The sequence below is a fragment of the Iamia sp. SCSIO 61187 genome (genome assembly GCF_019443745.1).
In the GTDB taxonomy this organism is placed as follows: domain Bacteria; phylum Actinomycetota; class Acidimicrobiia; order Acidimicrobiales; family Iamiaceae; genus Iamia.
Genome location: NZ_CP050948.1, coordinates 185016 through 209294, shown reverse-complemented (window position 1 = coordinate 209294; position 24279 = coordinate 185016). Strand labels below are relative to the sequence as shown.

The 24279-nt window shown below is 73.7% G+C and carries 21 protein-coding genes; 8 read left to right on the top strand and 13 right to left on the bottom strand.

The features are described 5' to 3' along the window. Position 1: 1 nt before the first annotated feature. Complete coding sequence (locus tag HC251_RS00995) at positions 2 to 1159, bottom strand: amidohydrolase family protein (RefSeq protein WP_219943466.1); 1158 nt, start codon at positions 1157 to 1159, stop codon at positions 2 to 4. Positions 1160 to 1198: 39 nt separating this feature from the next. Next, positions 1199 to 1561 carry an HNH endonuclease gene (locus tag HC251_RS00990; protein WP_219943465.1) on the bottom strand — a complete coding sequence of 121 codons (363 nt, stop codon included), beginning with the start codon at positions 1559 to 1561 and terminating at the stop codon, positions 1199 to 1201. Positions 1562 to 1649: 88 nt separating this feature from the next. Here HC251_RS00990 and HC251_RS00985 point away from each other — a divergent pair, with 88 nt between their 5' ends. Next, a complete protein-coding gene (locus HC251_RS00985) occupies positions 1650 to 2156 on the top strand; it encodes an OsmC family protein (RefSeq protein ID WP_219943464.1) in 507 nt (168 codons plus the stop codon). Positions 2157 to 2233: 77 nt separating this feature from the next. Here the strand turns inward: HC251_RS00985 and HC251_RS00980 are convergent, their stop codons facing one another. Together HC251_RS00980 and HC251_RS00975 are read right to left on the bottom strand one after the other, a co-directional pair. Beyond that, on the bottom strand, positions 2234 to 2812 hold the full coding sequence (locus tag HC251_RS00980; protein WP_219943463.1) for a dihydrofolate reductase family protein: 579 nt from the start codon (positions 2810 to 2812) through the stop codon (positions 2234 to 2236). A gap of 73 nt (positions 2813 to 2885) precedes the next feature. Then, a complete protein-coding gene (locus HC251_RS00975) occupies positions 2886 to 3341 on the bottom strand; it encodes a YdeI/OmpD-associated family protein (protein ID WP_219943462.1) in 456 nt (151 codons plus the stop codon). A 107-nt stretch (positions 3342 to 3448) separates the two neighbouring features. On the opposite strand from HC251_RS00975, the gene HC251_RS00970 reads away from it, so the two are divergent. After that, entirely contained in the window at positions 3449 to 3769 is a 321-nt protein-coding gene (locus HC251_RS00970; RefSeq protein WP_219943461.1) for a hypothetical protein, read from the top strand. A gap of 72 nt (positions 3770 to 3841) precedes the next feature. On the opposite strand, the gene HC251_RS00965 is transcribed toward HC251_RS00970, so the two are convergent. Together HC251_RS00965 and HC251_RS00960 are read right to left on the bottom strand one after the other, a co-directional pair. Beyond that, positions 3842 to 5518 (bottom strand): ABC transporter substrate-binding protein, encoded by a 1677-nt coding sequence (locus HC251_RS00965; protein WP_219943460.1) that lies wholly within the window; start codon positions 5516 to 5518, stop codon positions 3842 to 3844. Between the two features lie 98 nt (positions 5519 to 5616). Further along, positions 5617 to 7293: an ABC transporter substrate-binding protein gene (locus HC251_RS00960; protein WP_219943459.1), complete on the bottom strand. Its 1677-nt coding sequence runs from the start codon at positions 7291 to 7293 to the stop codon at positions 5617 to 5619. A 130-nt stretch (positions 7294 to 7423) separates the two neighbouring features. On the opposite strand from HC251_RS00960, the gene HC251_RS00955 reads away from it, so the two are divergent. Next, on the top strand, positions 7424 to 8461 hold the full coding sequence (locus HC251_RS00955) for a hypothetical protein (RefSeq protein WP_219943458.1): 1038 nt from the start codon (positions 7424 to 7426) through the stop codon (positions 8459 to 8461). 66 nt (positions 8462 to 8527) lie between these two features. Here the strand turns inward: HC251_RS00955 and HC251_RS00950 are convergent, their stop codons facing one another. Beyond that, a complete protein-coding gene (locus HC251_RS00950) occupies positions 8528 to 9088 on the bottom strand; it encodes a YceI family protein (RefSeq protein WP_219943457.1) in 561 nt (186 codons plus the stop codon). Positions 9089 to 9204: 116 nt separating this feature from the next. Here HC251_RS00950 and HC251_RS00945 point away from each other — a divergent pair, with 116 nt between their 5' ends. Next, a complete protein-coding gene (locus HC251_RS00945; RefSeq protein WP_219943456.1) occupies positions 9205 to 10062 on the top strand; it encodes a helix-turn-helix domain-containing protein in 858 nt (285 codons plus the stop codon). Between the two features lie 114 nt (positions 10063 to 10176). Here HC251_RS00945 and HC251_RS00940 read toward each other — a convergent pair whose 3' ends face one another. The 3 genes from HC251_RS00940 to HC251_RS00930 all read right to left on the bottom strand — a co-directional run bounded on the left by HC251_RS00940 (position 10177) and on the right by HC251_RS00930 (position 11714). Then, positions 10177 to 10728 (bottom strand): TIGR03086 family metal-binding protein, encoded by a 552-nt coding sequence (locus tag HC251_RS00940; RefSeq protein WP_219943455.1) that lies wholly within the window; start codon positions 10726 to 10728, stop codon positions 10177 to 10179. Between the two features lie 23 nt (positions 10729 to 10751). Further along, entirely contained in the window at positions 10752 to 11105 is a 354-nt protein-coding gene (locus tag HC251_RS00935) for a GatB/YqeY domain-containing protein (protein WP_219943454.1), read from the bottom strand. A 147-nt stretch (positions 11106 to 11252) separates the two neighbouring features. Beyond that, positions 11253 to 11714 (bottom strand): PPOX class F420-dependent oxidoreductase, encoded by a 462-nt coding sequence (locus HC251_RS00930; protein WP_219943453.1) that lies wholly within the window; start codon positions 11712 to 11714, stop codon positions 11253 to 11255. A 345-nt stretch (positions 11715 to 12059) separates the two neighbouring features. Between HC251_RS00930 and HC251_RS00925 the strand changes: the two genes are divergently transcribed. Then, the gene (locus HC251_RS00925; RefSeq protein ID WP_219943452.1) at positions 12060 to 13085 is read left to right on the top strand and encodes a sigma-70 family RNA polymerase sigma factor; all 1026 of its coding nucleotides are present in this window, start codon (positions 12060 to 12062) and stop codon (positions 13083 to 13085) included. Here the strand turns inward: HC251_RS00925 and HC251_RS00920 are convergent, their stop codons facing one another. After that, the gene (locus tag HC251_RS00920) at positions 13086 to 13352 is read right to left on the bottom strand and encodes a hypothetical protein (RefSeq protein WP_219943451.1); all 267 of its coding nucleotides are present in this window, start codon (positions 13350 to 13352) and stop codon (positions 13086 to 13088) included. 236 nt (positions 13353 to 13588) lie between these two features. Next, on the bottom strand, positions 13589 to 14290 hold the full coding sequence (locus HC251_RS00915; RefSeq protein ID WP_219943450.1) for a DsbA family oxidoreductase: 702 nt from the start codon (positions 14288 to 14290) through the stop codon (positions 13589 to 13591). A gap of 141 nt (positions 14291 to 14431) precedes the next feature. Between HC251_RS00915 and HC251_RS00910 the strand changes: the two genes are divergently transcribed. From HC251_RS00910 to HC251_RS00900, 3 genes are all read left to right on the top strand, one after another. Further along, positions 14432 to 16153, top strand: a complete 1722-nt coding sequence (locus tag HC251_RS00910) for a DEAD/DEAH box helicase (protein ID WP_219943449.1) — start codon at positions 14432 to 14434, stop codon at positions 16151 to 16153. 116 nt (positions 16154 to 16269) lie between these two features. Then, positions 16270 to 17847, top strand: coding sequence for an ABC transporter substrate-binding protein (locus HC251_RS00905; RefSeq protein WP_219943448.1), 1578 nt, complete (start codon positions 16270 to 16272; stop codon positions 17845 to 17847). After that, positions 17844 to 21599 (top strand): ATP-binding cassette domain-containing protein, encoded by a 3756-nt coding sequence (locus HC251_RS00900; RefSeq protein ID WP_219943447.1) that lies wholly within the window; start codon positions 17844 to 17846, stop codon positions 21597 to 21599. The genes HC251_RS00905 and HC251_RS00900 overlap by 4 nt, the downstream gene beginning before the upstream one ends. A gap of 103 nt (positions 21600 to 21702) precedes the next feature. Here HC251_RS00900 and HC251_RS00895 read toward each other — a convergent pair whose 3' ends face one another. After that, the gene (locus HC251_RS00895) at positions 21703 to 24276 is read right to left on the bottom strand and encodes an EAL domain-containing protein (RefSeq protein WP_219943446.1); all 2574 of its coding nucleotides are present in this window, start codon (positions 24274 to 24276) and stop codon (positions 21703 to 21705) included. Between the last annotated feature and the right edge of the window lie 3 nt (positions 24277 to 24279).

The window sequence follows — 24279 nt, the reverse complement described above, 5'->3', positions numbered from 1 at the left end:
CTCACACGCCGAGCAGCGTGCGGTAGTTGTCCTCGTAGAACAGCTGGCGGACGTCGTCGTCGCAGCCGTGCTCGTCGAACGACCGCTCGAAGCGCCCGATCGGGTCCTTGGTGCCCTCCGGGTGCGGGTAGTCGCTGGAGAAGAGGTAGAGCTCGGGCGCCGAGATGGCCACCAGGTCGGCCACGTCCTCGCCGGGGAACGGGGTGACGCGCACCTGGCGGCGCAGGTACTCCGACGGGAGCAGGGTCAGCTCGCCCAGCATCTCCTCGGTGCGCCGGAAGCTGCGGGCGGCGTGGTCGAGGCGGCGCATCAGCGACGGCACCCACGACGCCCCCATCTCGATCACCCCGCAGCGCAGACCCGGGAAGCGCTCGAACACGCCGTCGAGGACCATGGCCGTCAGCCACGTCTCGGCGGCGTGGTGCACCGAGGGCAGGTCCTTGGCCCGCAGGTTCTCGCCCCCGCCGTGGAGGTCGACCGGGCGGGGCCGGCCGTTGCGGTGCCACGCCTTGGAGATGGTGTTCCGACCACCGCCGATGTGCATCACGATCGGCACGCCGGCGTCCTGCACCGCGGCCCAGACGGGGTCGTTCTCGATGTGCGCCGGCGACCGCCCGGCCGAGGTGGCGTGGGTGACCCACAGCGCCCCGCACCCCATCTCGAGCGCCTCCTCCAGGGCCAGCAGGGAGCGGTCCGGGTCGTGCAGGGGCAAGAACCCGACCCCGACGAGGCGGGGGTCGCCGCCGCAGAACTCGGCCATCATCCGGTTGTGGGCCCGGGTGCCGCCGTAGACGACGTCGAGGTCGTCGGCGAAGGCGAACAGCCCGAGCGAGAAGGTCGAGAACACCAGCTGCGAGGTGAACCCGAGGAGGTCCAGCGCCCGGGAGCGCTCGCCCGGGTCCATGGCGCCGAGGGCGCCCCACCCCTTGGCCGAGGCGATGACGTCCTCCTCCAGGGCGGCGGTGCGCTCCGGGTCGCCGATGCGGGCCTCGCCGCCCTGGATGGCCTGGCCGGCCCCGGCGCCGGCCTTGTCGAGCAGGCCGGACAGGTCGGGCAGCAGGTCCCGGACCTTCGGGTCGGCGTGGTCCCGCAGCCAGTCGAGGCCCTCCATGACGTGGCTGTCGGCGTCGAAGATGGCGGGGCGGTGGGCGTAGGTCACACCGCAAAGTTACGGTTTGTCACCTGATCGGGCAAGGGGTCAGATCGGCGGCGGCGCGTCCTCCCCCACCGATCCGGAGACGATGGCGACCAGGCGGGTGAGGAAGGCGCGCTCGTCGCGCCGGGTGCGGCGGAGCCACGTCGTCGCCTCGAGGTTCCCCTTGCTGGCGTTGCAGGAGCCACAGGCCGGCACCACGTTGTCGACCGTGTAGCGACCGCCGCGCGAGATGGGCAGGACGCAGTCGCGCTGGAGGGGGATGTCGGTGGCCCCGCAGTAGGCGCAGCCACCCCACGCCGCCCGCAGCCCGGCCCACTGCTCGGCGGTCAGGTCGTGGTCCCGCGCCGCCATGCGGCGCGAGCGCTTGCGGGCCGCCCGCGCCTTCCTCCGCCGGTCGACCGCCACGGCGCGACGCTAGGTCCGCCACCACCCGGCGGCGGGGACCGGCGCCGATCGACGGCAGGGACCGCCTGGCTTCGGTACCGTTCCCGCCGTGGACCGGGACGAGCTCCGCGCCGTGCAGAAGCCGCTGAAGGCGCGCTACCGCGACGATCCCGGCACCGCCCTGGTCACCCTCCGGGCGAGCGGCGAGCTCGGGAGCGAGACCGTCTCGTGCTCGGTCGACACCGGCCGGGCCCTCGTCGAGGCCGGCCTCCACCCCGCGACCGGGGGCGACGGGACGCTGGCGTGCTCGGGCGACATCTTGCTCCAGGCCCTCGTCGCCTGTGCCGGCGTCACCGTGCGCAGCGTGGCCACCGCCCGCGGCCTGGACCTCCGGGGCGGCACCGTGCGCGCCGAGGGCGACCTCGACTTCCGCGGCACGCTGGGCATCGACCGGGACGCACCGGTGGGCTTCCGGGACATCCGCCTGTCGTTCGACCTCGACATCGACGCACCGCCCGACGACGTCGCCGCCCTGATCGAGACCACCGAGCGCTACTGCGTCGTCCTCCAGACGATCGTCTCGAGCCCACCGCTCACCGTCGAGGTCACCACCTAGCTCGGCACCCTGGCCCGTCCGTCGCCGAACGTTGGACGGGACCCGCACCATGCTGCGGGGTTCCGTCCAAGGTTGCGTCAGCGGACGATGCGGTACCGGAGGTGCGTGGCCGACGGGGCCGGCGTGACGTCGACGGACTCGAGCCGCAGGTGTTGGGCCAGGTCGCCGAACATCCGCTGCCCGGCGCCGAAGAGGACGGGCACGACGTGCAGGCCGACCTCGTCGACCAGACCCCGGTCCAGGTACTGCTGGCCCAGGTCGGGCCCGCCCATGATGGCGACGTCGCCCTCCCCGGCGGCGTCCCGGGCCCGATCGAGGGCGGCGTCGAGACCCTCGGTGACGAAGGTGTAGACGCTGCCATCGGGACCGTCGTCGGGTACGGCGTGGGTGACCACGAACAGCGGCAGCCGACGGGGACCGGTGGGGCCGTCGGGTCCCCACCAGCGGATCGAGGAGTCGTAGGTCCGCCGGCCGGCGATGATCGCGCCCAGGCCGGCGCTGCCGGCGGCGAGGGCCTCGGCGTCGGCCGGGTCGCTCCCCATCGCCCAGTCGTGGAGGACCGCTCCTCCGACCCCCAGCGGTTCATCCGCGCTGATCCCGGCGGCGGTGACGAACCCGTCGAGCGACACGCTCATGTCGTAGATGACCTTGCCCATCGTCCTCTCCTCTCTCGTGGACGAGAGTGGAACGTCGCCGAGGGGCCGGGCTCATCGGTCCGGAGCGAGCGGCTCAGGAGCGGAGGGCGGCGAGGACCTTGGCCACGCGACGGGCCCGGGTCTCGGGCGTCTTGGCCGCGGCGATGGGCTCGGCGTGGGCCCGCTGGCGGCTGTAGCTGAGGGTCTCCCACGCTGCCCGGGCGGCGTCGTCGCGGGCCAGCTCGGCGGCCAGGTCGTCGGGGACCTCGACCACCCGCGGGGCGTCGTCGACGTCGAGGCGGACCTCGACCTCGTCCCCCGCCCCACGGCCGGTGGCGGCGCGGGTCGCGGCGTTGAACGAGATCAGGAACCGCCCGCCCATGGACGTGATGGTGTTGCGGTAGCGGTGGCTGCTGTCGACGGTGACGACGACCGGCACCCGCCTCCCCCGGTCGAAGGCGGCGACGACGGCCTCGGGCACCTCGATGCCGACGTTGCTGCCACCACCGGGGACCAGGGTCGTGCGGAAGGTCTGCGTGGTCTCGGCCATGCACCACAGACCGCGCGACCGCCGCGAACTCGTCGCGCCGGTCGACGATGACGTCGAGCGCCCCGACGATCTGCCAACCTGCGGGCCACATCTCCATGGGGGGTCTCTTGACCAGCATCACGTTCACCCGTCGCGTCGCCGCGAGCGCCGCTCTCCTCACGCTCCTCTTCGGTGCCGGCGCCGGCCTGGCCGGCTGCGGCGACGACACCGACGAGGACCCCGCGCCCGTCGAGGCTCCCGACGCCCCCGCCGACGACGCCGACGACGCCGGATCCGACGACTCCGATGCGCCCGCAGCCTCGGACGACTCCGAGGGCTCCGACGGCTCCGAGGAGTCCGACGCCCCGACCGAGTGCCCCGCTCCCGAGGTGCTCGAGGCCGAGGGCTTCACCTGCGACTCCGAGGGCAACCTCACCCCCATCGAGTAGCGCCGGCCTGCTTCTGTCAATCCCCATGCGCCGCCACCGCGCATGGGGATTGACAGAACGAGGGGGTCGGGGTCAGCCGTCCTCGCGCCAGAGGCCGTGGAGCGGGTGGCCGACGGTGATGCCCTCGTCCCACGAGCCGCCGTCGCCGGGCAGCGGCGGGGCGGTCTCGGGGTCGTAGCCGTGGACCTCGGGGATCGCGCCGACGGTCCACTTGGTGAAGTCGAACCAGACGCTCCAGACCTGCTCGCCGAAGCGCCGGTTGAGCTCCTGGTAGATCTCGGTCCGGGCGTCGGGGTCGGTCTCCGACCGGCCCTCGTCGAGCAGGCGGTCGATCTCGGGGTCGTCGATGCGGCTGAAGTTCACCGGCGAGGCGCTCTTGAACCAGACGTAGAGCTCGTCGGGGTCGCCGCCGGGGTAGTTGCGGAACGCCTGCATGTCGAACTCGCCGCTGATCGAGCGGTCGATGAGGGCGTCTTGCTGGACGGTCTCGAGCTCGACCGGCAGGCCCACCGCCTCGAGGGTCTGCTGCAGGTAGATCGACTGCTCCTGCGACAAGGTGTCGGGCGTGTTCGAGAGCACGACCGGGCGCAGGGGGCCGACCTCCGCCTCGTACTCGGCGATGAGGCGCTCGGCCTCGGCCGGGTCACCGCTGGAGGGGTAGCCGGTGTCGTCGAGGTGCGCCGGGGATTCGGGGGCGAAGGGGCCGTTGGCCGGCGGTCGCACCCCCAGGTTGATGACCTCGGCGTACTCGTCGGGGTCGATGGCCAGGGCGATGGCCCGGCGGATGCGCACGTCGTCGAACGGCGGGCGGGACACGTTGAGCTGGAGGAAGCCGACCTCGGCGTTCACGTCCGACCCGTAGCTCGCCAGGCTCCCCTCCTCGACCAGGTCCTCCACGGCCAGGATGTCCTGGGCGGCGGAGAAGTGGCCCATGTCCACGTCGCCGGACTGGAGGGCGTTGACCCGCTGCTCGGAGTCGACGATGGGCTCGAAGACGAGCTCGTCGAGGTACGGGTAGGGCTCGCCGTCGGGCGCCTCTTGCCAGTAGTCCGGGTTCTTGACGGCCCGGAACTCGCGGCCCTCGACCCAGTCCGACGGGGACTCGAGCATGAACGGGCCGGTGCCGACGAGGTCGGAGTTGCAGCTCTCGGTGTCGTCCAGCTGGGCCTGCCCGGTGATGCCCAGACGCCCGCTCGAGTACAGGAACGCCGGGAACCCGACCCACGGGACCTTGGTGGTGACGGTGACGTCTCGCTCGCCGGTGACCTCGACGCTCTCGATGTTGTCCAGCACGAACAAGAACAGCAGCGGCGAGCGCGAGTGGCCGCCCTCCGCGCCGCGGTAGGCGTCGAGGTTGTTCTTGACCACCTCGGCGGTCAGCTCGGACCCGTCGTGGAACGTCACGCCCTCGCGGACCGTGATGGTCCACTCGGTGAAGTCGTCGTTGGGCTCGACCGCCTCGGCCAGGTACGGCACGTACTCGCCCTCGTTGTTCGGGGCGGTCAGGGTGTCGTAGATCGCCCGGGCCACGAGGATGCCCGAGATCGCCAGCTGCGCCTCCTGGAGGCACCACCCGTCGCCGGTCTCGGCCTCGATCCCGTAGCGGACGGACCCGCCCCGCACGATGTCGTCGGTCGACGGGGCCTCGGCCCCGCCGCCGCTCCCCCCGCTGTCCTTGCCCCCGCCGCAGCCGGCGACGAGCGCCGCCACCACCACGACGGCGACCCAACGGACCCCACGCGACCTCATGACCATGCACTCGCTCCTCGACGACGCTCCCCCGTCCGGCGCCGCGGACCGTAGCCGCCTCCGAGGTGGGCCCTGACCACCTCGGAGGCGGCCGCGCCCTACTGGTCGATCCAGAGACCGTGGAGCGGGTGGCCCACGGCCAGGCCCTCGTCGAAGGTGCCCCCGTCACCGGGCAGCGGCGGGGTGGTCTCGGGGTCGTAGCCGTAGACGTCGGGGTTGGAGGCGACGAACCAGGTGGTGAGGTTCAAGAAGGCGTAGTGCACCTGCTCGGCCATGCGCCGGTTGAGGTCCTGGTAGATCTGCTCGCGGGCCTCGAGGTCGGGCTCGGAGCGGCCGGCGTCGAGGAGCCGGTCGATCTCGGGGTCGTTGATGCGGGCGAAGTTCACCGGCGAGGCGCTCTTGAACCAGACGTACAGGGAGTCGGGGTCGCCGCCGGGGTAGTTGCGGAACGCCTGCATGTCGTAGTCGCCGCTGATGGCCCGGTCGATCACGGCCGACTGCTGGCCCGTCTCGATCTCAAGCGTCAGGCCGACCTCCTCCAGCGTCTGCTGGATGTAGATGGCCTGCTCCTGGGTCAGCGGCTGCGGGCCGGTGAGGTAGCCGAGCGTGCGCACCGGCCCCTTCTCCGCCTCGTACTCGGCGATGAGGCTGCGGGCCTCGTCGAGGTTCGCCTCGGTCGGGTAGCCGGTGTCCTCGACGTAGCCGGCCGAGCCCGGGGCGAACACGCCGTTGGCGGGCTCGAGGATGCCGCGACCGATCGTGTCGTTGTAGGCGCCGAAGTCGATGGTGAGGGCGATGGCCCGGCGGATGCGCACGTCGTCGAACGGCGGCCGGGACTGGTTCATCTGGATGAAGGTCACCTCGCCGTTCACCGTCGACTCGTAGCCCCGCAGGGTCCCGGCCTCGGTGAGGTCCCGGAGGGCGATGATGTCGTCGGAGGCCGAGAAGTGGGCCATCTGGATGTCGTCGGACTCCAGGGCGTTGAGCCGCTGCTCGGACTCCAGGATGGGCTCGAAGATCAGCTCGTCGAGGTACGGGTAGGGCTCGCCGTCGGGCGCCTCTTGCCAGTAGTCGGGGTTCTTGACGGCCCGGAACTCACGGCCCTCGACCCAGTCCGACGGGGACTCGAGCATGAACGGGCCGGTGCCGATGAGGTCGGTCTGGCACGACTCGGTGTTGTCGAGCTGGGCCTGGGCCGTGATGCCGAGACGTCCCGAGGAGTACAGGAATGCCGGGAACCCGACCCACGGGACCTTGGTGGTGACGGTGACGTCGCGCTCGCCGGTGACCTCCACGCTCTCGATGTTGTCGAGCACGAACAAGAACAGCAGCGGCGAGCGCGAGTGGCCGCCCTCCGCGCCGCGGTAGGCGTCGAGGTTGTTCTTGACCACCTCGGCGGTCAGCTCGGACCCGTCGTGGAACGTCACGCCCTCGCGGACCGTGATGGTCCACTCGGTGTAGTCGTCGTTGGGCTCGACCGCCTCGGCCAGGTACGGCACGTACTCGCCCTCGTTGTTCGGGGCGGTCAGGGTGTCGTAGATCGCCCGGGCCACGAGGATGCCCGAGATCGCCAGCTGCGCCTCCTGCATGCACCACCCGTCGGCCGTCTCGGCCTCGATCCCGTAGCGGACCGTCCCGCCCCGGACGATCTCGTCGCTCGACGGGGCCTCGGCCTCGTCGCCACCCCCGCCGTCCTTGCCCCCGCCGCAGCCGGCGATCAGCGCCGCCACCACCACGACGGCGACCCATCGGGTCCTGCGCCTGCGCACTGTCATGTCTCGCTCCTCGGAACGTCCATCCGGCAACGAGCGCGCACCCGTAGCCGCGTGACGCACGACACGCGGGGCTTGACCGACTGGTCAGTCAAGGGCCGCGGCGGGGCCCCCGGGTCGGTACGGTCCGGCCATGACCGATGCCCAGGTCCAGATGGTGCTCGAGCCCCAGGACGAGTACCCCCACGAGCCCGACGCCGCCTCCAACTACAACGAGTCGATGTACCTCAACGCCTTCGACCTCGAGCGCGAGGTGGGGGCCTGGTTCCGCATCGGCAACCGGGTCAACGAGGGCTACGCCGAGGTGACCGTGTGCGTGTACCTGCCCGGCGGGCGGGTCGGCTTCGCCTACGCCCGTCCCGAGATCACCAGCAACGACGAGATGCGCGCCGGCGGCCTCCACATCGAGGTGGTCACGCCGTTCGAGCAGCTGCGGGTCACCTACGAGGGCAAGGTCTGCCTCCTCGACGACCCCCTCCAGATGGCCGACCCCCGCCAGGCCTTCCGCGACAACCCGATGGTGCCGTGCACAGTGGCGCTCGACGTGCGTGGCGTGTCGCCCATGTACGGCGGCCGGCCGGTGCGGGCCGACGGCACCGACGTGGTGGCCGCCGACGACGAGCGCAGCTTCGCCAAGGCCCACTACGAGCAGCACATCGCCGTCACCGGGACCATCACCGTGGGCGACGAGGAGCTGACCCTCGACGGGCTCGGCCTGCGGGACAAGTCGTGGGGTCCCCGCTACTGGCAGGCCCTCCGCTGGTACCGGTGGCTGCCCATGGTCTTCGGGCCCGACTTCGCCATGATGATCTCGCTCATCGGCGGCGACGACCCCGACCGGCCGCCCCGCCAGAGCGGTGTGGTGCTGGCCGACGGGGCCTACGTCCCGATCCGCGAGTGCCGCCTCGAGTCGGACTGGGACGAGGCCCAGCACCAGACGGCGATGCGGGCGTGGGTGCGCACCGACGACCGCGAGTACGAGGTCACCGGCGAGGTGCTGTCGCTCATCCCGCTGCGCAACCGGCGGGCCACCCCCGACGGCGCCACCCTCGTCACCCGCATCACCGAGGCCATGACCCGGTTCACCTGCGACGGGCGCACCGGCATGGGCATGAGCGAGTACCTCGACCAGGTCGTCGACGGTCGCGCCGTCGGCCCCGACATCACCTGAGCAGCGCGCCACGGATGGTGCCAGGCACCTTCCGTGGGACACGGATGGTGCCTGGCACCATCCGTGCTAGGTCGCGGCCTCGGGGCCGACGAGCTCGATGTCGATGTCGACCTTGACCGTGGCGCCGAGGGCCGCGCCCATGGCCCCGAAGCCGAGGCCGAAGTCCTTGCGCCGCACCTCGGTGGTCGTCTCGAAGGCGGCGTGCAGCCGGCCGTCGGGCGGGAACAGGGCGACGCCCCCGAAGGAGACCTCGAGGGTGTGGGGCCGGGTCACGTCGCCGATCGTGAGCTCGCCCTCGACCGTCCAGTCCTCGCCCTCGCCGGTGATCGCCGTCGAGCGGTAGGCGATCGTCGGGCGGACGGCGACGTCGATCAGGTCGGGCGACCGGAGGTGGGCGTCGCGATCCGGGTTGCCGGTGTCGACCGAGGCCAGGTCGATCGTCGCCGTGAGGCTGGTGGCCGCGAGCGTGTCGCCCACGACGAGCTCGGCGCGCACGTCGGTGAACATGCCCCGGACCTTGGCCAGGCCGAGGCGCTTGATGGTGAAGCCCACCGACGTGTGGGCGGCGTCGAGCGTCCAGGTGCCGGGGGCGAGGGGGAGGGTGGTGGTGGGAGCGGTGTCGGTCATGACGTCACCCTCCGCCGAGGGCGGCGGGGCAGGGAGACCGGGTCACGGCTGGCCGGCCCGAGCCTGGCCCTGACAGGGCCACCCACCGGGGGCGCGACGGCGGCACACTGGGCCCCATGGTCGAGGGCGAGCTCGGAGCGTTCCTGCGGAGCCGGCGGGAGGCGACGACCCCGGAGTCGGTCGGGCTGCCGTCGGGTGCCCGGCGTCGCACCCCCGGCCTCCGCCGGGCCGAGCTGGCGACCCTGGCCGGGGTGAGCGTCGACTACCTGATCCGCATCGAGCAGGGCCGCGACACCAACCCTTCGGCCCAGGTCCTCGCCGCCCTGGCCGAGGCCCTGCGGCTGGGCGAGGACGAGCTCGGCCACCTGCGCATGCTCGCCGCCATCCGCAGCTCGGTGGAGCTGTGCCCCGAGCAGGTCCCGGCCGCCCGACGGGTCCGGCCCGCGGTGCGCGCCCTGCTCGACCAGCTGGAGCCGGCGCCCGCCGTGGTCCTCAACCACCTCTCCGACCTGCTCGCCTGGACCGACGGCTACGACCGCCTCGCCCGGCCGCTGGGCATCCTCGACGGCGACCGGCCCAACCTCGTGCGCCACACCTTCACCGACGATCGGGCCCCCACCGTGTACCCGGACTGGGACGACGTCGCCGCCGACATGGCCGCCGCCCTCCACACCGAGCAGTACCAGCCCGAGGACGAGGCCGGGACCCTCGCCACCGAGATCGGCGCCGTCGCCGGGCCGGCGTTCACCGAGCACTACGACCACGCCGCCCTGACCCCCCGCCGCACCGGCGTCCACGCCGTGGCCCACCCCGACGTCGGCGTGCTCCGCCTGGCGTTCGAGGTCCTCGCCCTGCCCGACCCGGACCGCCAGCGCCTCGTCACCTACCTGCCGGCCGACGAGGCCACCGCCACCGGGCTCGACCGCCTGGCCGGACGGGCGCCGGGCCGCCTGCGCGCCGTCGGCCCGGCCTGAGGTCGTCGCCCGGTCGCCCCCTCCTGTTCCACTGACGAGAGGCCGTCTCCCGTCGGTGACGCGAGAAGCCCGCGGGCAGAGCGCCCCGCTCGCGGGGGCGCCGACTCGTCGCCCTCAGGGCTGGCGACCGATGAAGGCGATGAGGCGGGTCTGCTCGTCGGCGTCGGCGGCGACCTCGACCCGGGGGCCGTAGTGGCCGCTGGATCGGAGGACCTCGTCGAGCGGCTCCATCTCGGCGAGGAGGGCGTGGACCTCGGCGGGATCGAGGCGCTCGTCGCCGCCGGTGGCCCGGGCCAGGTCCCACTGGTGCATCACGATGTCCGAGGACCCCAGGCGGTCGATGGCCTCGGCGCGGGTCATGGGACCGGGCGGGATCTCCCGGACGACGTCGGCCCGGTCGGGATCGTCGAGCACGGCCTGGACCGCGTCGCGCAGGGCGGCCCACGTGCCGGCCGGGTCGTCCTCCACCGACGGCAGCGGCGGGGCCGGGTCGCCCCACGTGGCGAAGAACAGGCCCGAGAACCACTCGGCCAGGTGGCCGACGACGTCGCGGGCCCGCCAGCCCTCGGGCGGGGCGGGGGCGTCCCAGGCGTCGTCGGGGACGGCGCCGACCACCCGGGTGAAGTCGGCGGCGACGCGGCGGAACCGGTCGGACGGCGTGCTCATGGTGCTCCTCGATCGGGACGGCGTCAGTGTGACGCCCGCGACCGCCCCGACTCATCGGTGACCAGGTAGACGGAGAGGACGGCCGCCCGGGCGTCGAGGTCGTCGGCCTCGGCCCGACCGCGGGCCCGGAGGGCGGCGGCCTGGTCGCGCAGGTCGTCGCGCTCGGCGGCGAGGACGGCCACCACGTCGGCGTCGCTGAGGCCGCGGCGGGCCACGTCGCCCGCCAACCCGGCGGCCGTGGTCGGTCCGGAAGGGTCGACGGCCTCGGCGTTGGCCACCGCGGCCAGCCCGAGCCGCAGGGCCGAGGACCGGACGGAGTCACCCGCCTTCAGCGCCTCCACCAGATCGGCGCGCAGGCTGTCGACGAGCGGGGCCATGCCCGCAGCGTGCCGGACCGCGGTGGCGGTCGCGGCACGAGTTCGCGGCCCTCGACCGGCGACCCCACCGACCATGCGACCGCCCGCGAGGGTCGTGCCGGCCAGATGTCGCACGTTGGTCGCAGGTCGCGGGGGGTGTGGGCGCGGTCAGTCCGCGAGGTGGGCGGGGAAGCCGCCGGTGGCGATGGGGCCCCAACGCTCGGGCGTGAGCCGGATGAGGGACTTGCCCTGGCGGCGCATGGCCTCGCGGTACTCGTCCCAGTCCGGGTGCTCGCCCGAGATCGACCGGTAGTAGTCGACCAGGGGCTCGAGGGCGTCGGGCAGGTCGATGACCTCGGCGGGGCCGTCGACCTGGACCCAGGCGTCGTTCCAGTCGTCGGACAAGACGAGCACGCTCGCCGCCGACCGGGCCCGGAGGTTCGCGGCCTTGGCCCGCTGCGGGTAGGTCGAGATGACGATGCGGCCCTCGTCGTCGACGCCGCCGGCGACCGGAGACAGCTGGGGTCGACCGTCGGACCGCTCGGTCACCAGCACCATGCGGTGCCGGGGCCGGACGAACTCGAGCAGTCCGTCGCGATCGACGTCGGTGGTGGTGGCGATGCGGGGCATGCCGTCGAGCCTGGCAACCCCGGGCGCCGGGGGCAACGCCCTGGCCGCCGTCGGGCCCGACGGGGCCCGGCCCCACGTCACCGGGGCTGTCGACCGGGTGGCGGGGGCGCTCCGACGGTCGCCTCGCGGGTGCCAGATCGGATCTGGCGCCTCGGGGACGTGACCGCGACCCACGACGACGTGACGACCCTCCCCCGCGCCGAGACCCCGACCGGCCCCGAGCGACGCCCGACCACCCCCGGCCGCCGGCCCCGAAAGGCCCGGGACGCATCCGCGCACGGGCGGTACCATCGGCCCGATGGGCGTCCGGTCGACCCCGCTCCGCGCCGACGAGGACGGAGCCCGATGACCACCACCGAGCCCCCCGGCCCCACCGCGGCCGAGGCCCGCCGGGCCGACCTGGAGGCCCAGCTCGACGGCTACCGCCGCGAGCTCACCGGCTACTGCTACCGCATGCTGGGGTCCTCGTTCGACGCCGAGGACGCCGTCCAGAACGCCATGGTGCGGGCCTGGCGGGCGCTCGACCGCTTCGACGGCCGCTCGTCGCTCCGCACCTGGCTGTACCGGATCACCCACAACGTCTGCCTCGACATGCTGCGGGGCACGCAGCGCCGGGCCCTGCCCATGGACCTGGGCCCGGTCTCGACCGCCGACGTCACCCTCGGCGCCCCGCTCGCCGGGGAGACGTGGCTCGAGCCCATCGCCACCGGGAGCGCCGTCCCGGCCGACCTGGACCCGGCCGAGCGGGCCGTCCAGTCCGAGGCCATCCGCCTGGCGTTCGTCGCCGCCCTCCAGGAGCTCCCGCCCAAGCAGCGCGCCGTCCTCATCCTCCGGGAGGTCCTGCGCTGGCCGGCCGCCGACGTGGCCGCCTTGCTCGACACCACCGTCGCCGGGGTGAACAGCGCCCTCCAGCGGGCCCGGGCCACGCTCGAGCGCGACGACCGGGCCACGCCCGTGGCCGTGGACGACGACGGCGACCGCGTCCTGCTGGCCCAGTACGTCGAGGCCTTCGAGGACTTCGACCTCGACCGGCTGGTCACCCTGCTCCACGACGACGCCACCCACTCCATGCCGCCGTGGCCGCTGTGGCTCCAGGGGGCCGAGGAGTGGATCCGGTGGAACCGGGGGCCGGGCGCCGAGTGCGAGGGGTCCCGGCTGATCCCCGTCGACATCAACGGCACCAAGGGGTTCGCCCAGTACCGGCCGAGCGGCCCCGGCGGGCGCCACGAGCCCTGGGCCGTGCACCACCTCGAGATCGTCGACGGCAAGGTCGCCAACGCCACCTACTTCGTCGACGTCCACCGCAGGCTGTTCCCGCAGCTGGGCCTGCCCGACCATCCCGACGACCCCCGCCCCGACGTCGCCGCCTGATCAGGCCTCGGAGCCCCGCAGGCGCCGGCTGCGCTCGTTGTAGGGCGCCCACCCGTGCTCGGGGCAGGCGGCGAGCAGCTGGCCCGGGTCGGGGGGCTCGGGCAGCTTCAACCGGTCGAGGGTCCGCTCGGGGCGGCCCGGCGCCACCACCACCGTCGCGCCGCAGCGCGGGCAGGCGTCGACGTGGAGGCTCCGCTCCGACGGCTCCCAGATCCACCGCCACGCCCGCAGCAGCGCCGGGGCTCGGCCGGCGTCGGCCTCAGGCATCCCCGTCGGTGCGCCGCCGGAAGGCGACGAGGGCGGCCATCAGCACGGCGCCGACGATCACGACCAGGATGACGAGCTCCCCGAGGCCGACGGTGCGGGCGAGGAGCATGGCCCCAGTCTGGCCCCTCGACCCGCCACCCCCGTCCTCGACGCCGGACGCGAGGTGGGGGACGCGACGTGCCTGGCACCTTCCGTCCCGGACGCGACGTGCCCTGGCACGTTCCGTCCCGGGTGCGTCAGACGGCGCAGCCCTCGGGTCCGCACTCGCCGTCGGCGGCGCCGTCGAGGCGCTCGATCTGCGGGTGGGACTCGTCCCAGCCCCGCTGGAGGACCTTGGCCAGCAGCTCGGGGGGCTGGGCGCCGGAGAGGGCCAGGCGCCCGTCGACGACGAAGAACGGGACGCCGGTGACGTCCATCTGGTGGGCGGTGGCGATGTCGGCCTCGACGGCGTCGGCGTAGGCGTCGCCGGCGAGGACGTCGTCGACCTCCTGGGGGTCGAGCCCCACGTCGGCAGCAGCCTTGCGCAGGGTGTCGTGGTCGCCGATGGGCTCGCCGTCGGTGAAGGTGGCCCGACCGAGGCGGGCCTTGAGGTCGCGCTGCACGCCTCGCTCCAGGGCCAGGTGCAGCAGCCGGTGGGCGTCGAAGGTGTTGCCGCCCCACTGCCGGTCGAAGCGGAAGTCGATGCCCCGCTCGGCGCCCAGGCTGACGATGTGCGCCTGGCGGGCCCGGACGGCGCCGACCGACGAGCCGTACTTCCGGGCGATGCCGGCCACGTTCTCCTCCGGCGTGGTGGTCCGCCCCCTCGGGTCGAGCTGGAACGAGTGGAGCACGACCTCCACCTCGTCGGCGTGGGGGAAGCCCTCCAGGGCCACGTCGAGGTTGGCCAGGCCCACGAAGCACCAGGGGCAGACCACATCGGACCAGACGTCGACACGCATGCCGGTGCGAACCTCCCTGGGGAGACTCCTGTTCCCCGGCGCTAGCCTCGACGGGTGAGCGATGGACCGGTAGCAGACGATCGACCGGTAGCAGACGATCGACCGGCAGCAGACGATCGACCGGTAGCAGACGACGGACCGGTGGCCGACGCCCCGGTCGCCGACGACGGCAGCGGGCCCGGGTTCGACGAGCTGGGGCTGGCCGACGACCTCGTCGCCGCCGTCGTCAAGCTCGGCTACGAGGAGCCCACCCCGATCCAGCGCGAGGCGATCCCCGTCCTGCTCCAGGGGCGGGACCTCATGGGCCAGGCCGCGACCGGCACGGGCAAGACCGCCGCCTTCGCCCTCCCCATCGTCCACGGCCTGGTGCCCGCCGCCCGCCGCACGAAGTCGCCCACCGCCCTGGTGCTGGTCCCGACCCGCGAGCTGGCCATCCAGGTGTCCGAGGCCGTTCACCGCTACGGCCGGGCGGTCGACGCCCGGGTCGTGCCCGTCTACGGCGGCCAGCCGATCTTCCGCCAGCTGCGCGCCCTCGACAGCGGCGTCGACGTCGTGGTGGCCACCCCGGGCCGGGCCGTCGACCACCTCGGGCGGGGGTCGCTGTCGCTCGCCGAGATCCGCACGGTCGTCCTCGACGAGGCCGACGAGATGCTCGACATGGGCTTCGCCGAGGACATCGAGGAGATCCTCAAGGGGACCCCGGGCGAGCGCCAGACCGTCCTGTTCTCGGCGACCATGCCGCCCCGCATCGAGGCCATCGCCCGCACGCACCTCACCGATCCGGTCCGCATCGAGCTGGGCCGCTCGACGACGTCCGACGGTGACTCGCCCGCCGTCACCCAGACCGCCTACCTCGTCCGCCGGGCCCACAAGGCCACCGCCCTGGGCCGGATCCTCGACGTCGAGGCCCCCACCGCGGCCATCGTCTTCTGCCGGACCCGTGCCGAGGTCGACACCCTGACCGAGACGCTGAACGGCCGGGGCTACCGGGCCGAGGCCCTGCACGGCGGGTTCGGCCAGGAGCACCGCGACCGGGTGATGAACCGGCTCCGCTCCGGCGCCGCCGACCTCATCGTCGCCACCGACGTCGCCGCTCGCGGGCTCGACATCGACCAGCTCACCCACGTCGTCAACTACGACGTCCCCTCGGCGCCGGAGACCTACGTCCACCGCATCGGGCGCGTCGGCCGGGCCGGGCGCGAGGGCGTCGCCATCACCCTGGCCGAGCCCCGCGAGCACCGGATGCTCAAGACGATCGAGCGGGTCACCGGCCAGAAGGTGCAGGTCCGCCAGGTGCCCACCGTCGACGAGCTCCGGGCCCACCAGCTCGGCGGCACCCGCGAGGCCCTCGACGAGGTCCTGGGCGGCGACCGCGACCACCTCGACCGGGTGCGGGTCGTGGTCGAGTCGCTCTCCGACGAGCACGACCTCATGGAGATCGCCCTGGCCGCGGTCACCCTCGTGCACGAGCTCCGCGTGGCCGGCGCCGAGACCGACGACACCGAGATCCCCGTGGTCGACCTCAAGGACGAGCGACCGGGCAAGGGCGACCGGGGCGGGAAGGCCCGACCGGGCGGCCCGAAGGGCAAGCCCGGGCGCAACACCCACACCGGGGCCGACATGACCCGCCTGTACGTCAGCGCCGGGCGCAAGGCCCGCGTCGGGCCGGGGGACCTGGTGGGCGCCATCGCCGGCGAGACCAGCCTCAGCGGTCGCGACATCGGCTCGATCGACGTCCAGGAGATGTTCTCGCTGGTCGAGGTCCCGTCCGGGAAGGTCGACGAGGTGATCGAGGCCCTCGGCCGCACCACGCTGCGGGGCCGCAAGGTCCACGCCCGCCGGGAGAAGTACACCCGCACCTGACCGCCACCCGCTCCTCATCGACGGGGGCGCTGCCGGGGCGCCCGGACGGACGACGCGTGTGACCGAGGGCACCGAGTTGCCTAGGGTGTCCCCGTGCTGCGTTACCGAGGGTACGCATGATCGGTGGGCGGGGGCCGGACGCACCGGCCGACCCCCGACCGCGACCGTGGTGGCGACGGGCGCTGGGCGGCTACGCCCCGCTGGCGGTGGCGGTGGCGGTGGCCGCCGCCGTCATCGTGGTGGCCCCCAGCACCGCTCCCGAGCAGATCGACGCCGAGGACGTCGACGCCGGGACCGAGGGCCAGTCGGCCACCGGCTGGGGCGATTCGGTGACCGCCTGCCCCCGCGGCGGGCCCCAGGTGCCCGACGACCCCTACTCGCCCCCGTGCTTCGCCTTCGACGGCAACAACGGGGGCGAGACGAGCAAGGGCGTCACCGCCGACACCATCACCGTCTCCTACCGCCAGACCACCGAGGGCAACGCCCTGACCCTCCTCGCCCAGCTCATGGGCATCGCGTTCGACGAGACGGCCGAGGACTTCCGCCGGACCCACGAGGGGCTCATCGAGTACTTCAACCAGACCTTCCAGATGTACGGCCGACAGATCGAGCTGGAGGTGTACGAGGGCCAGGGCGGCCTCACCACCGAGCTCACCGGCGGCGGGCGCGAGGCCGCCAGCACCGACGGGCTCCGGGCCGGCACCGAGATCGGCGCCTTCGCCGACGTGACCGCCACCACCCAGCCCTACGCCGAGGCCCTCGCCGCCAACCGCACCATCGCCTTCGGGCCGCCCTACCTGTCGCGCGAGTGGTTCGGGGAGCACCGGCCCTACGCCTGGAGCCTGACCTCCGACTGCTCCGACGTCGCCGAGGCCGCCAGCGCCTACGGGCTGGCCCGCCTGATCGGGAAGCCGGCCACCCGGGCCGAGGGCGAGCTGGCCGGCCAGACCCGGAAGATGGCGGTGATCTCCCCCAACAACGGCGAGTACCAGCGGTGCTCCGAAGCCGGTCTGGCCGTCGTCGAGCAGGCCGGTGAGGAGATCGACTACGTCACCGACTACGCCCTCGACCTGGGCCGCATCCCGAACCAGGCGACCTCGATCGCCACCGAGATGATCCGCGAGGGGATCACCACCATCTCCTGCTTCTGCGACCCGTTCATGCTGCTCAACCTCATCCAGCAGATCGACGCCGCCGGCGTCGACCCCGAGTGGATCGCGACCGGCGTCGGGTTCATCGACATCGACCTCATCGGGCAGGGCCTGATGAAGGGCAACGACCAGTGGGACGGCGCCTTCGGGGCCAGCCCCCTCGGCGTCCAGCCCCCGCGGCAGGACAGCCCCGGCTACCGGGCGTTCAAGTCCGTCCGCCCCGACGAGGAACCGTCGGCCGCCGTCGACGTCTTCTACTACCAGCTGTACCAGCTGGCCCTCGGCATCCAGATGGCCGGGCCCGACCTCACGCCGGAGACGCTGGAGACGGGCCTGTTCAGCTACCCCGAGCACACCGGCCCCGCCGGCACCTGGGACTACGACCCGGAGTCCTACACCCCGATCACCGACCTGCGCGAGATCGTCTGGGACCCCGAGGCCACCTCGCCGTTCAACGGCGAGCCCGGCACCTACGTCGGCGACGGACCCCGCTTCGACAGTGAGAACGTCGAGGAGGTCCTCGCCGACGAGGAGGGGCCATGAGCTCCCGAGGCCTCCGGGTCGCAGGGGTCGCGTTCCTCGTCGCCCTGGGGCTGGGCTTCGCCGGCCTGTTCGACGTCGAGGTCGGGGTCGTCCTCCAGGGCGCCGCCCTCGGCGTGGGCACCGGGCTGATGGCCGTCGGCCTGGTCCTCGTCTACCGCACGACCCGGGTCATCAACTTCGCCTACGGGGCCATGGGCACGGCCTGCGGCGCCCTCGCCGCCGGGCTGCGCCTCGGCCTCGACTGGTCGTGGTGGATCACCGCCCCGCTCTGCATCGCCCTGGGCGTGGCCCTCGGCGTGCTCGTCGAGCTCGCCGTGATCCGCCGGTTCCGCCGGGCCCCACGCCTGGTCCTCACCGTGGCCACCATCGGGCTGGCCCAGGCCCTCGGCGGGCTGGCCCTGTTCGTGCCCACGTGGTTCGACATCCCCTCCGCCATCCCGGGCTTCGACACCGAGCTGTCGTCGGCGACGGTGCGGGTCGGGAGCACCACGCTCGACGGCAACCACATGGCCCTCGCCGCGATCGCCCCGATCGCCCTCCTCGCGCTGCTCTTCTACCTCTACCGCACCGAGTCGGGCACCGCCGTCCGCGGCGTGGCCGAGAACGTCGACCGGGCCCGCCTGCTCGGCATCCCCGTCGACCGCCTCAACCTCGAGCTGTGGGCCGTCATCGGCGGGCTGGCGGCCCTCACCGTCGTGCTCAAGGAGCCGGTGCAGGGCCTCCCGATCGACGCCGCCTCGGGACCCACCGTCCTGCTCGCCCCCCTGGCCGCCGCCGTCGTCGCCGGCATGCGGTCGATCTGGGGGGCGTTCCTCGCCGGCATCGCCATCGAGATCATCGACCAGCTGGTGCAGATCAACGTGTCGCCCCGGTCGTGGACCTACGTGGTCCTGCTCGCCATCATCATCGTGGCCCTCCTCGCCCAGCAGGGCACCACGGGCCGGGCCGACGCCGGCGAGGGGTCCTGGTCGACGGTCGGGACCACGCGACGGCTGCCCGCCCGGCTGGGCGCCCTGCCCGAGGTGCGCGCCACCCGAGCGGTGGTCGCCGTGCTCGTCGTCGCCGCCCTCGTCCTCATCCCCGTCGTCGGGACCCCGACCCAGATCCAGACGGCGACGCTCGCCCTCGTCTCGGCCATGGCGGCGATGTCGCTGGTGGTGCTGACCGGGTGGGGCGGCTCGGTCAGCCTGGGCCAGGTCGCCCTGGTGGGCGTGGGCGGGATCGTCGCCGCCAACCTCATCGACGACCTCGACCTCGACCTCTTCCTCACCCTGGGCCTGTCAGCCCTCGCCGGCGGCGTCGTCGCCGCCGTCATCGGGATCCCCGCCCTCCGGGTCTCGGGCCAGCTGCTCGCGGTGTCGACGATGGCCTTCGCCGTCGCCCTCCAGCAGCACGTGGTCCAGCCGGCCAGCTACGAGAGCATCATCCCGCCCACCTACCCGCGCCCCGAGCTCTTCGGCCGGTACGACCTGGCGTCGGAGGAGTGGCTCTACGCCCTCGCCCTCGTGCTGGTGGTGGCGGGCGCCCTGGTGCTCGCCAACCTCCGCCGCACCCGCACCGGGCGGGTCATCGCCGCCACCCGGGACAACTCCCGGGCCACCGCCGCCGTCGGGGTCAGCCGGTCCCGGACCACCATCACCGCCTTCGTCCTCTCGGGGATGTTCGCGGGGCTGACCGGCGGCATCCACGCCGTGACCCTCGCCAGCATGGGCGACAACAGCTACCCGGCCTCGGCCAGCCTCCTCGTCTTCTCGATGGCGGTGATCGGCGGGGTGGCCTCGCTCGGCGGGACCCTCGCCGGCGTCGCCCTCGTCCAGTGGCTGGGCTACGCCTTCCCCCGGTTCCAGCTGCTCATCACCGGGGTCGGTCTGCTCGTCATCCTCATGGTGCTGCCGGGCGGTCTGGGCCAGGCGTGGGAGGCGGTGCGGGACCGCCTCGCCCGGGCCGCCGCCCGACGACGTGGCCTCCCCGACGCCGACGAGCTCGACGAGGCCGACCTCACGGCCACCACCCCCGAGCAGGAGGCGACCGTGGCCGCCCTGGCCGTGGAGCAGGAGGAGCGACGGCTCGCCGGGCGCGCCGGGCGCGCCGGCCTCGCCGCCGAGCCCACCGCCGACGCCGACGCCGACGAGGCCGTCCTCGCCATCAGCGGCGTCGAGGCCGGCTACGGCTCGCTCCAGGTCCTCTTCGGCGTGGACGCCTCCGTGGCCGACGGCGACGTGCTCGCCCTCCTCGGGACCAACGGCGCCGGCAAGTCGACGCTCTTCAAGACCGTGGCCGGGCTGCTCCCGTGCACCCGCGGCACCGTGACCCTGGCCGGGCGGGACATCACCAACCTGCCCACCGAGCAGATCGCCCAGATGGGGCTGTCGATGATGCCCGGCGGGCGGGGGGTGTTCCCGACGCTCACCGTCGCCGAGAACATGCGCATGGCCACGTGGATGCTCCGGACCGACCGCGAACGGTCACGGCGCCGCACCGACGCCATGCTGGCGATGTTCCCGGTGCTGGCCGACCGGTGGGACCAGGCCGCCGGTGACCTGTCCGGGGGCGAGCAGCAGCAGCTCTCGATCGCCATGGCCTTCGTGACCGAGCCCCGCGTCGTGCTGATCGACGAGCTGTCGCTCGGGCTGGCCCCGACGGTGGTCGGCATGCTGGTCGACAAGGTCCGCGAGCTGCACGCCGACGGCACGACCATCGTCGTCGTCGAGCAGTCCGTGAACGTGGCCCTGCTCATGTGCGAGCAGGCCGTGTTCCTCGAGAAGGGCCAGGTCCGGTTCCGGGGCCCCACCGCGGGGCTCCTCGACCGCCCCGACATCCTCCGCGCCGTGTTCATCGGCGCCGAGGACGACCCCTCACCGGCCGCACCGCCGGACGACCCCGCCCCCCGGCCCGACCGCGGCGTGACCCTCGAGGCCCACGGCCTCACCCGGCGCTTCGGGGGCATCACCGCCGTCGACGACGTCGACCTGACCGTGCACCCGGGCGCGATCGTCGGGCTCATCGGCCACAACGGGGCGGGCAAGACGACGCTGTTCGACCTCCTCACCGGCTTCCTCGCCCTCGACGGCGGCGCGGTCCGGCTGGGCGGGGTCGACATCACCGACCACCCCCCGCACCGGCGCGCCGTCCTCGAGCTGGGCCGGTCGTTCCAGGAGGCCCTGCTCTACCCGTCGCTCACGGTGGTCGAGTGCGTGGAGGTCGCCCTCGAGCGCCACCTGGCCAACCGCGACCCGGTGGCCGCCGCCCTCCACCTCCCCGCCTCGACCGACTCCGAGCGCGCCGCCGCCGCCCGGGCCGACGAGCTGGTCGCCCTGCTGGGCCTCACCCCGTTCCGGGACCGCCTGACGGGCGAGCTCTCGACCGGCACGCGCCGCATCGTCGAGCTGGCCTGCCTGCTCGCCCAGGACCCGGCCGTCGTGCTCCTCGACGAGCCCACCGCCGGGGTGGCCCAGGCCGAGATCGAGGCGCTCGTCCCCATGCTCCGCCGGGTCCAGGCCGAGACCGGGTGCTCGCTGCTGGTGGTCGAGCACGACATGGGCCTGCTCCAGGAGCTGTGCGACGAGCTGGTCGCCCTCGAGCAGGGCCGGGTCATCGCCCGGGGCACGCCCGCCGAGGTCCTGGCCGACCCCGACGTCGTCGCGTCCTACCTGGGCACCGACACCGACCTGGGCCGCCGTTCGGGACCCCGGACCGCGGACGCCACCGCCTCGACCGCGCTCCTGGGCCAGGGCGAGACCGCCTCGGGGTGAGGCCCGGGCGGACGGTGCGGGCGGCGGCGCGTTCCAGCGTCACGGGCCGGAGACGACCTCCCGTCAGTGTCGCCGGAACGCGGTGGGAGCGCGGCGGGACCGGTCAGCGCAGGGGGAGGCGGGGCTGGGCGGGGTCGGTGCCGAGGACGTCGAGGTGGCGCGCCTCGCGGTCGACCTCGTCGGCGGGGGCGGGGCGGCCCACGAGGAAGCCCTGGACCCGGTGGCACCCGAGGTCGTGGAGGAGCGTCAGCTGGCGGGGCGTCTCCACGCCCTCGGCGACCACGGTCAGGCCCAGCGACCGCCCCAGGGCGAGCACGGCCCGCACGATCTCGGTGTCGCTGTGGTCCTCGCCCAGCCCGCGCACGAAGGAGCGGTCGAGCTTGAGGGCGTCCATCGGGAACCGCTTGAGGTAGGCGAGGCTGCTGTAGCCGGTGCCGAAGTCGTCCAGCCAGAGGCGCACGCCCATCTCGTGCAGGGCGTCGATCGTCCGGCCGGTCGATCGGTCGGCCCCGATGACGGTGTCCTCGGTGAACTCCACGACCAGGTCCCGGGGCCGCAGACCGTGCCGGTCCAGGGTCGCGGCGACGCCGGCGGCGAACGACGACGACCCGAGCTGGCGGGCCGAGACGTTGACCGAGACGAACGTGGCCGGGTCGCAGGGGGCGGCGGCGGTCCGCCAGGCCGCCAGGGTGCGCCCGACCGACTCGAGCACGGCCTCGCCCAGGGGGACGATCAGGCCCCGGTCCTCGGCGACGGCGATGTACTCCTGCGGGGCCTCGAGGTGCCCGTCCCGCGACGGGATGCGCACGAGGGCCTCGGTCCCGACCACCGACCCGTCGTCGAGCGAGACGATGGGCTGGTGGTGCACGGCGAGGGCGCCGTCGTCGAGGGCCCGGCGGAGGGTCGTCTCGACCGTCGACCGGCGCTGGGCGGCGACGCGCAGGGCCTCGTTGAAGACCTCCATCCGGTTCCGGCCCCGCTGCTTGGCCCGGTACAGGGCGGCGTCGGCGTCGCGCAGCAGGCGTTCCGGCGGGTGGCCGGCGTCGTAGGCCAGGCCGATCGACGCCGAGACGGCCAGGGCGGAGTCGTCGGGGAGCACCACCGGAACCTCGAGGGCGGTGAGGATCCGGGTCGCGAGGGCGGCGATGTCGTGGTCGTCACCGCCCTCGGCCACGACCACGAACTCGTCGCCGCCGAGCCGGGCCACGGTGTCCGAGGACCGGACGGTGTCGCGCAGCCGACCGGCGACCTCGACGAGCAGGCTGTCGCCGGCCTCGTGGCCGCGCTCGTCGTTGACCAGCTTGAACCGGTCGAGGTCGATGAAGAGCAGGGCCAGCCGCTCGCCCTGGCGGCGCGTGCGCTCGAGCGCCTGGCCGATCCGGTCCATCAGGAGGCCCCGGTTGGGGAGCCCCGTCAGCTGGTCGTGGAACGCCTGCCACGACAGCTGGGCCGCGGCCTCGGCCCGCTCGGTGATGTCGCGGACGTTGCCCACGACACCGCCCACCGCGGGGTCGTCGAGCCGGTTGGTGGCCACGATCTCCAGGTGCCGCCACGAGTCGTCGCCGCGGTAGCGGACCTCGGCCCGGACGGTCGCGCCCGGCGCCTCCAGCAGCTCGGCGTAGGCCGCCAGCCCGCCCTCGGCGTCGTCGGGGTGGATGCGGTCCCAGTGCATCCGGTCGCCGGCCACCAGGGGGTGGCCCAGCACGGTCTCGGCGGTGGGGCTCGTGTAGCGCACGTACCCCCGGGCGTCGTGGACGCAGATGAGGTCGGCGCTGCGCTCCAGGAACGCCTCGAGCAGGACCTTGCTCGCCCGCACCTCCTCGTCGGCGTGGCGCTGGGCCGTGGTCAGGGCCTGCTCGTGGGAGATGTCGGCGAAGGCGATCACGATGGACGCCACCGCGCCGGTGTCGTCGAGCACCGGCTCGGTGGCCATGCGGATGGCGACGTGCTGGCCGTCGTCGCGCCGGATGTGCATCAGCCGGTCGGTGACCCGCTCGCCGGTCAGGGCGGTGTGGATGATGGGGCGGTCCTCGAGGGGGATGAGGTCGCCGTGCTCGTCGTAGGCGTTCCAGGTCCCGGTCCGCACCCGGCGGGTGAAGGTGGCCGGGTCACCGCCGAGGATCCGCCAGGCGGCGGCGTTGGACAGGTGGATGGTCCCGTCCACGTCGGCCATGACCACGCCCTGCTCGAGGGCCTCGAGGCACGCCCGCTGGGCCGAGCGCACCTGCTCGAGCGAGGCGGCGGCGGCCTTCCGCTCGCTGATGTCCTGCACCTGGGAGATGAAGTGCTGCGGGGTGCCGTCGTCGCTGCGCACCAGGGCGACGTCGAGCTGGCAGGCGACGAGGGAGCCGTCGGCCCGGACGTAGTTCTTCTCGATCGTGTAGCCGTCGATCTCCCCGGCGACGGTGCGACCCAGCTGGTGGAGGTCGAGGTCCAGGTCAGCGGGGTCGGTGATGTCCTGGAAGGTGCGGGCGAGGAGCTCCGACGGGGTGAGGCCGACGATCCGGCCCATGGCCCGGTTGACCCGCAGGAACCCGCCGTCGAGGTCCACCAGCGCCATCCCGATCGGGGCGTGGTCGAAGCCGAGGCTGAACCGGGCCTCGGCCTCGGCCAGCCGGACGGCCAGATCGACGTCGTCGGGGGCGGGGCGCGGGCCCGAGGACGTGGTGGCGGTCACCCG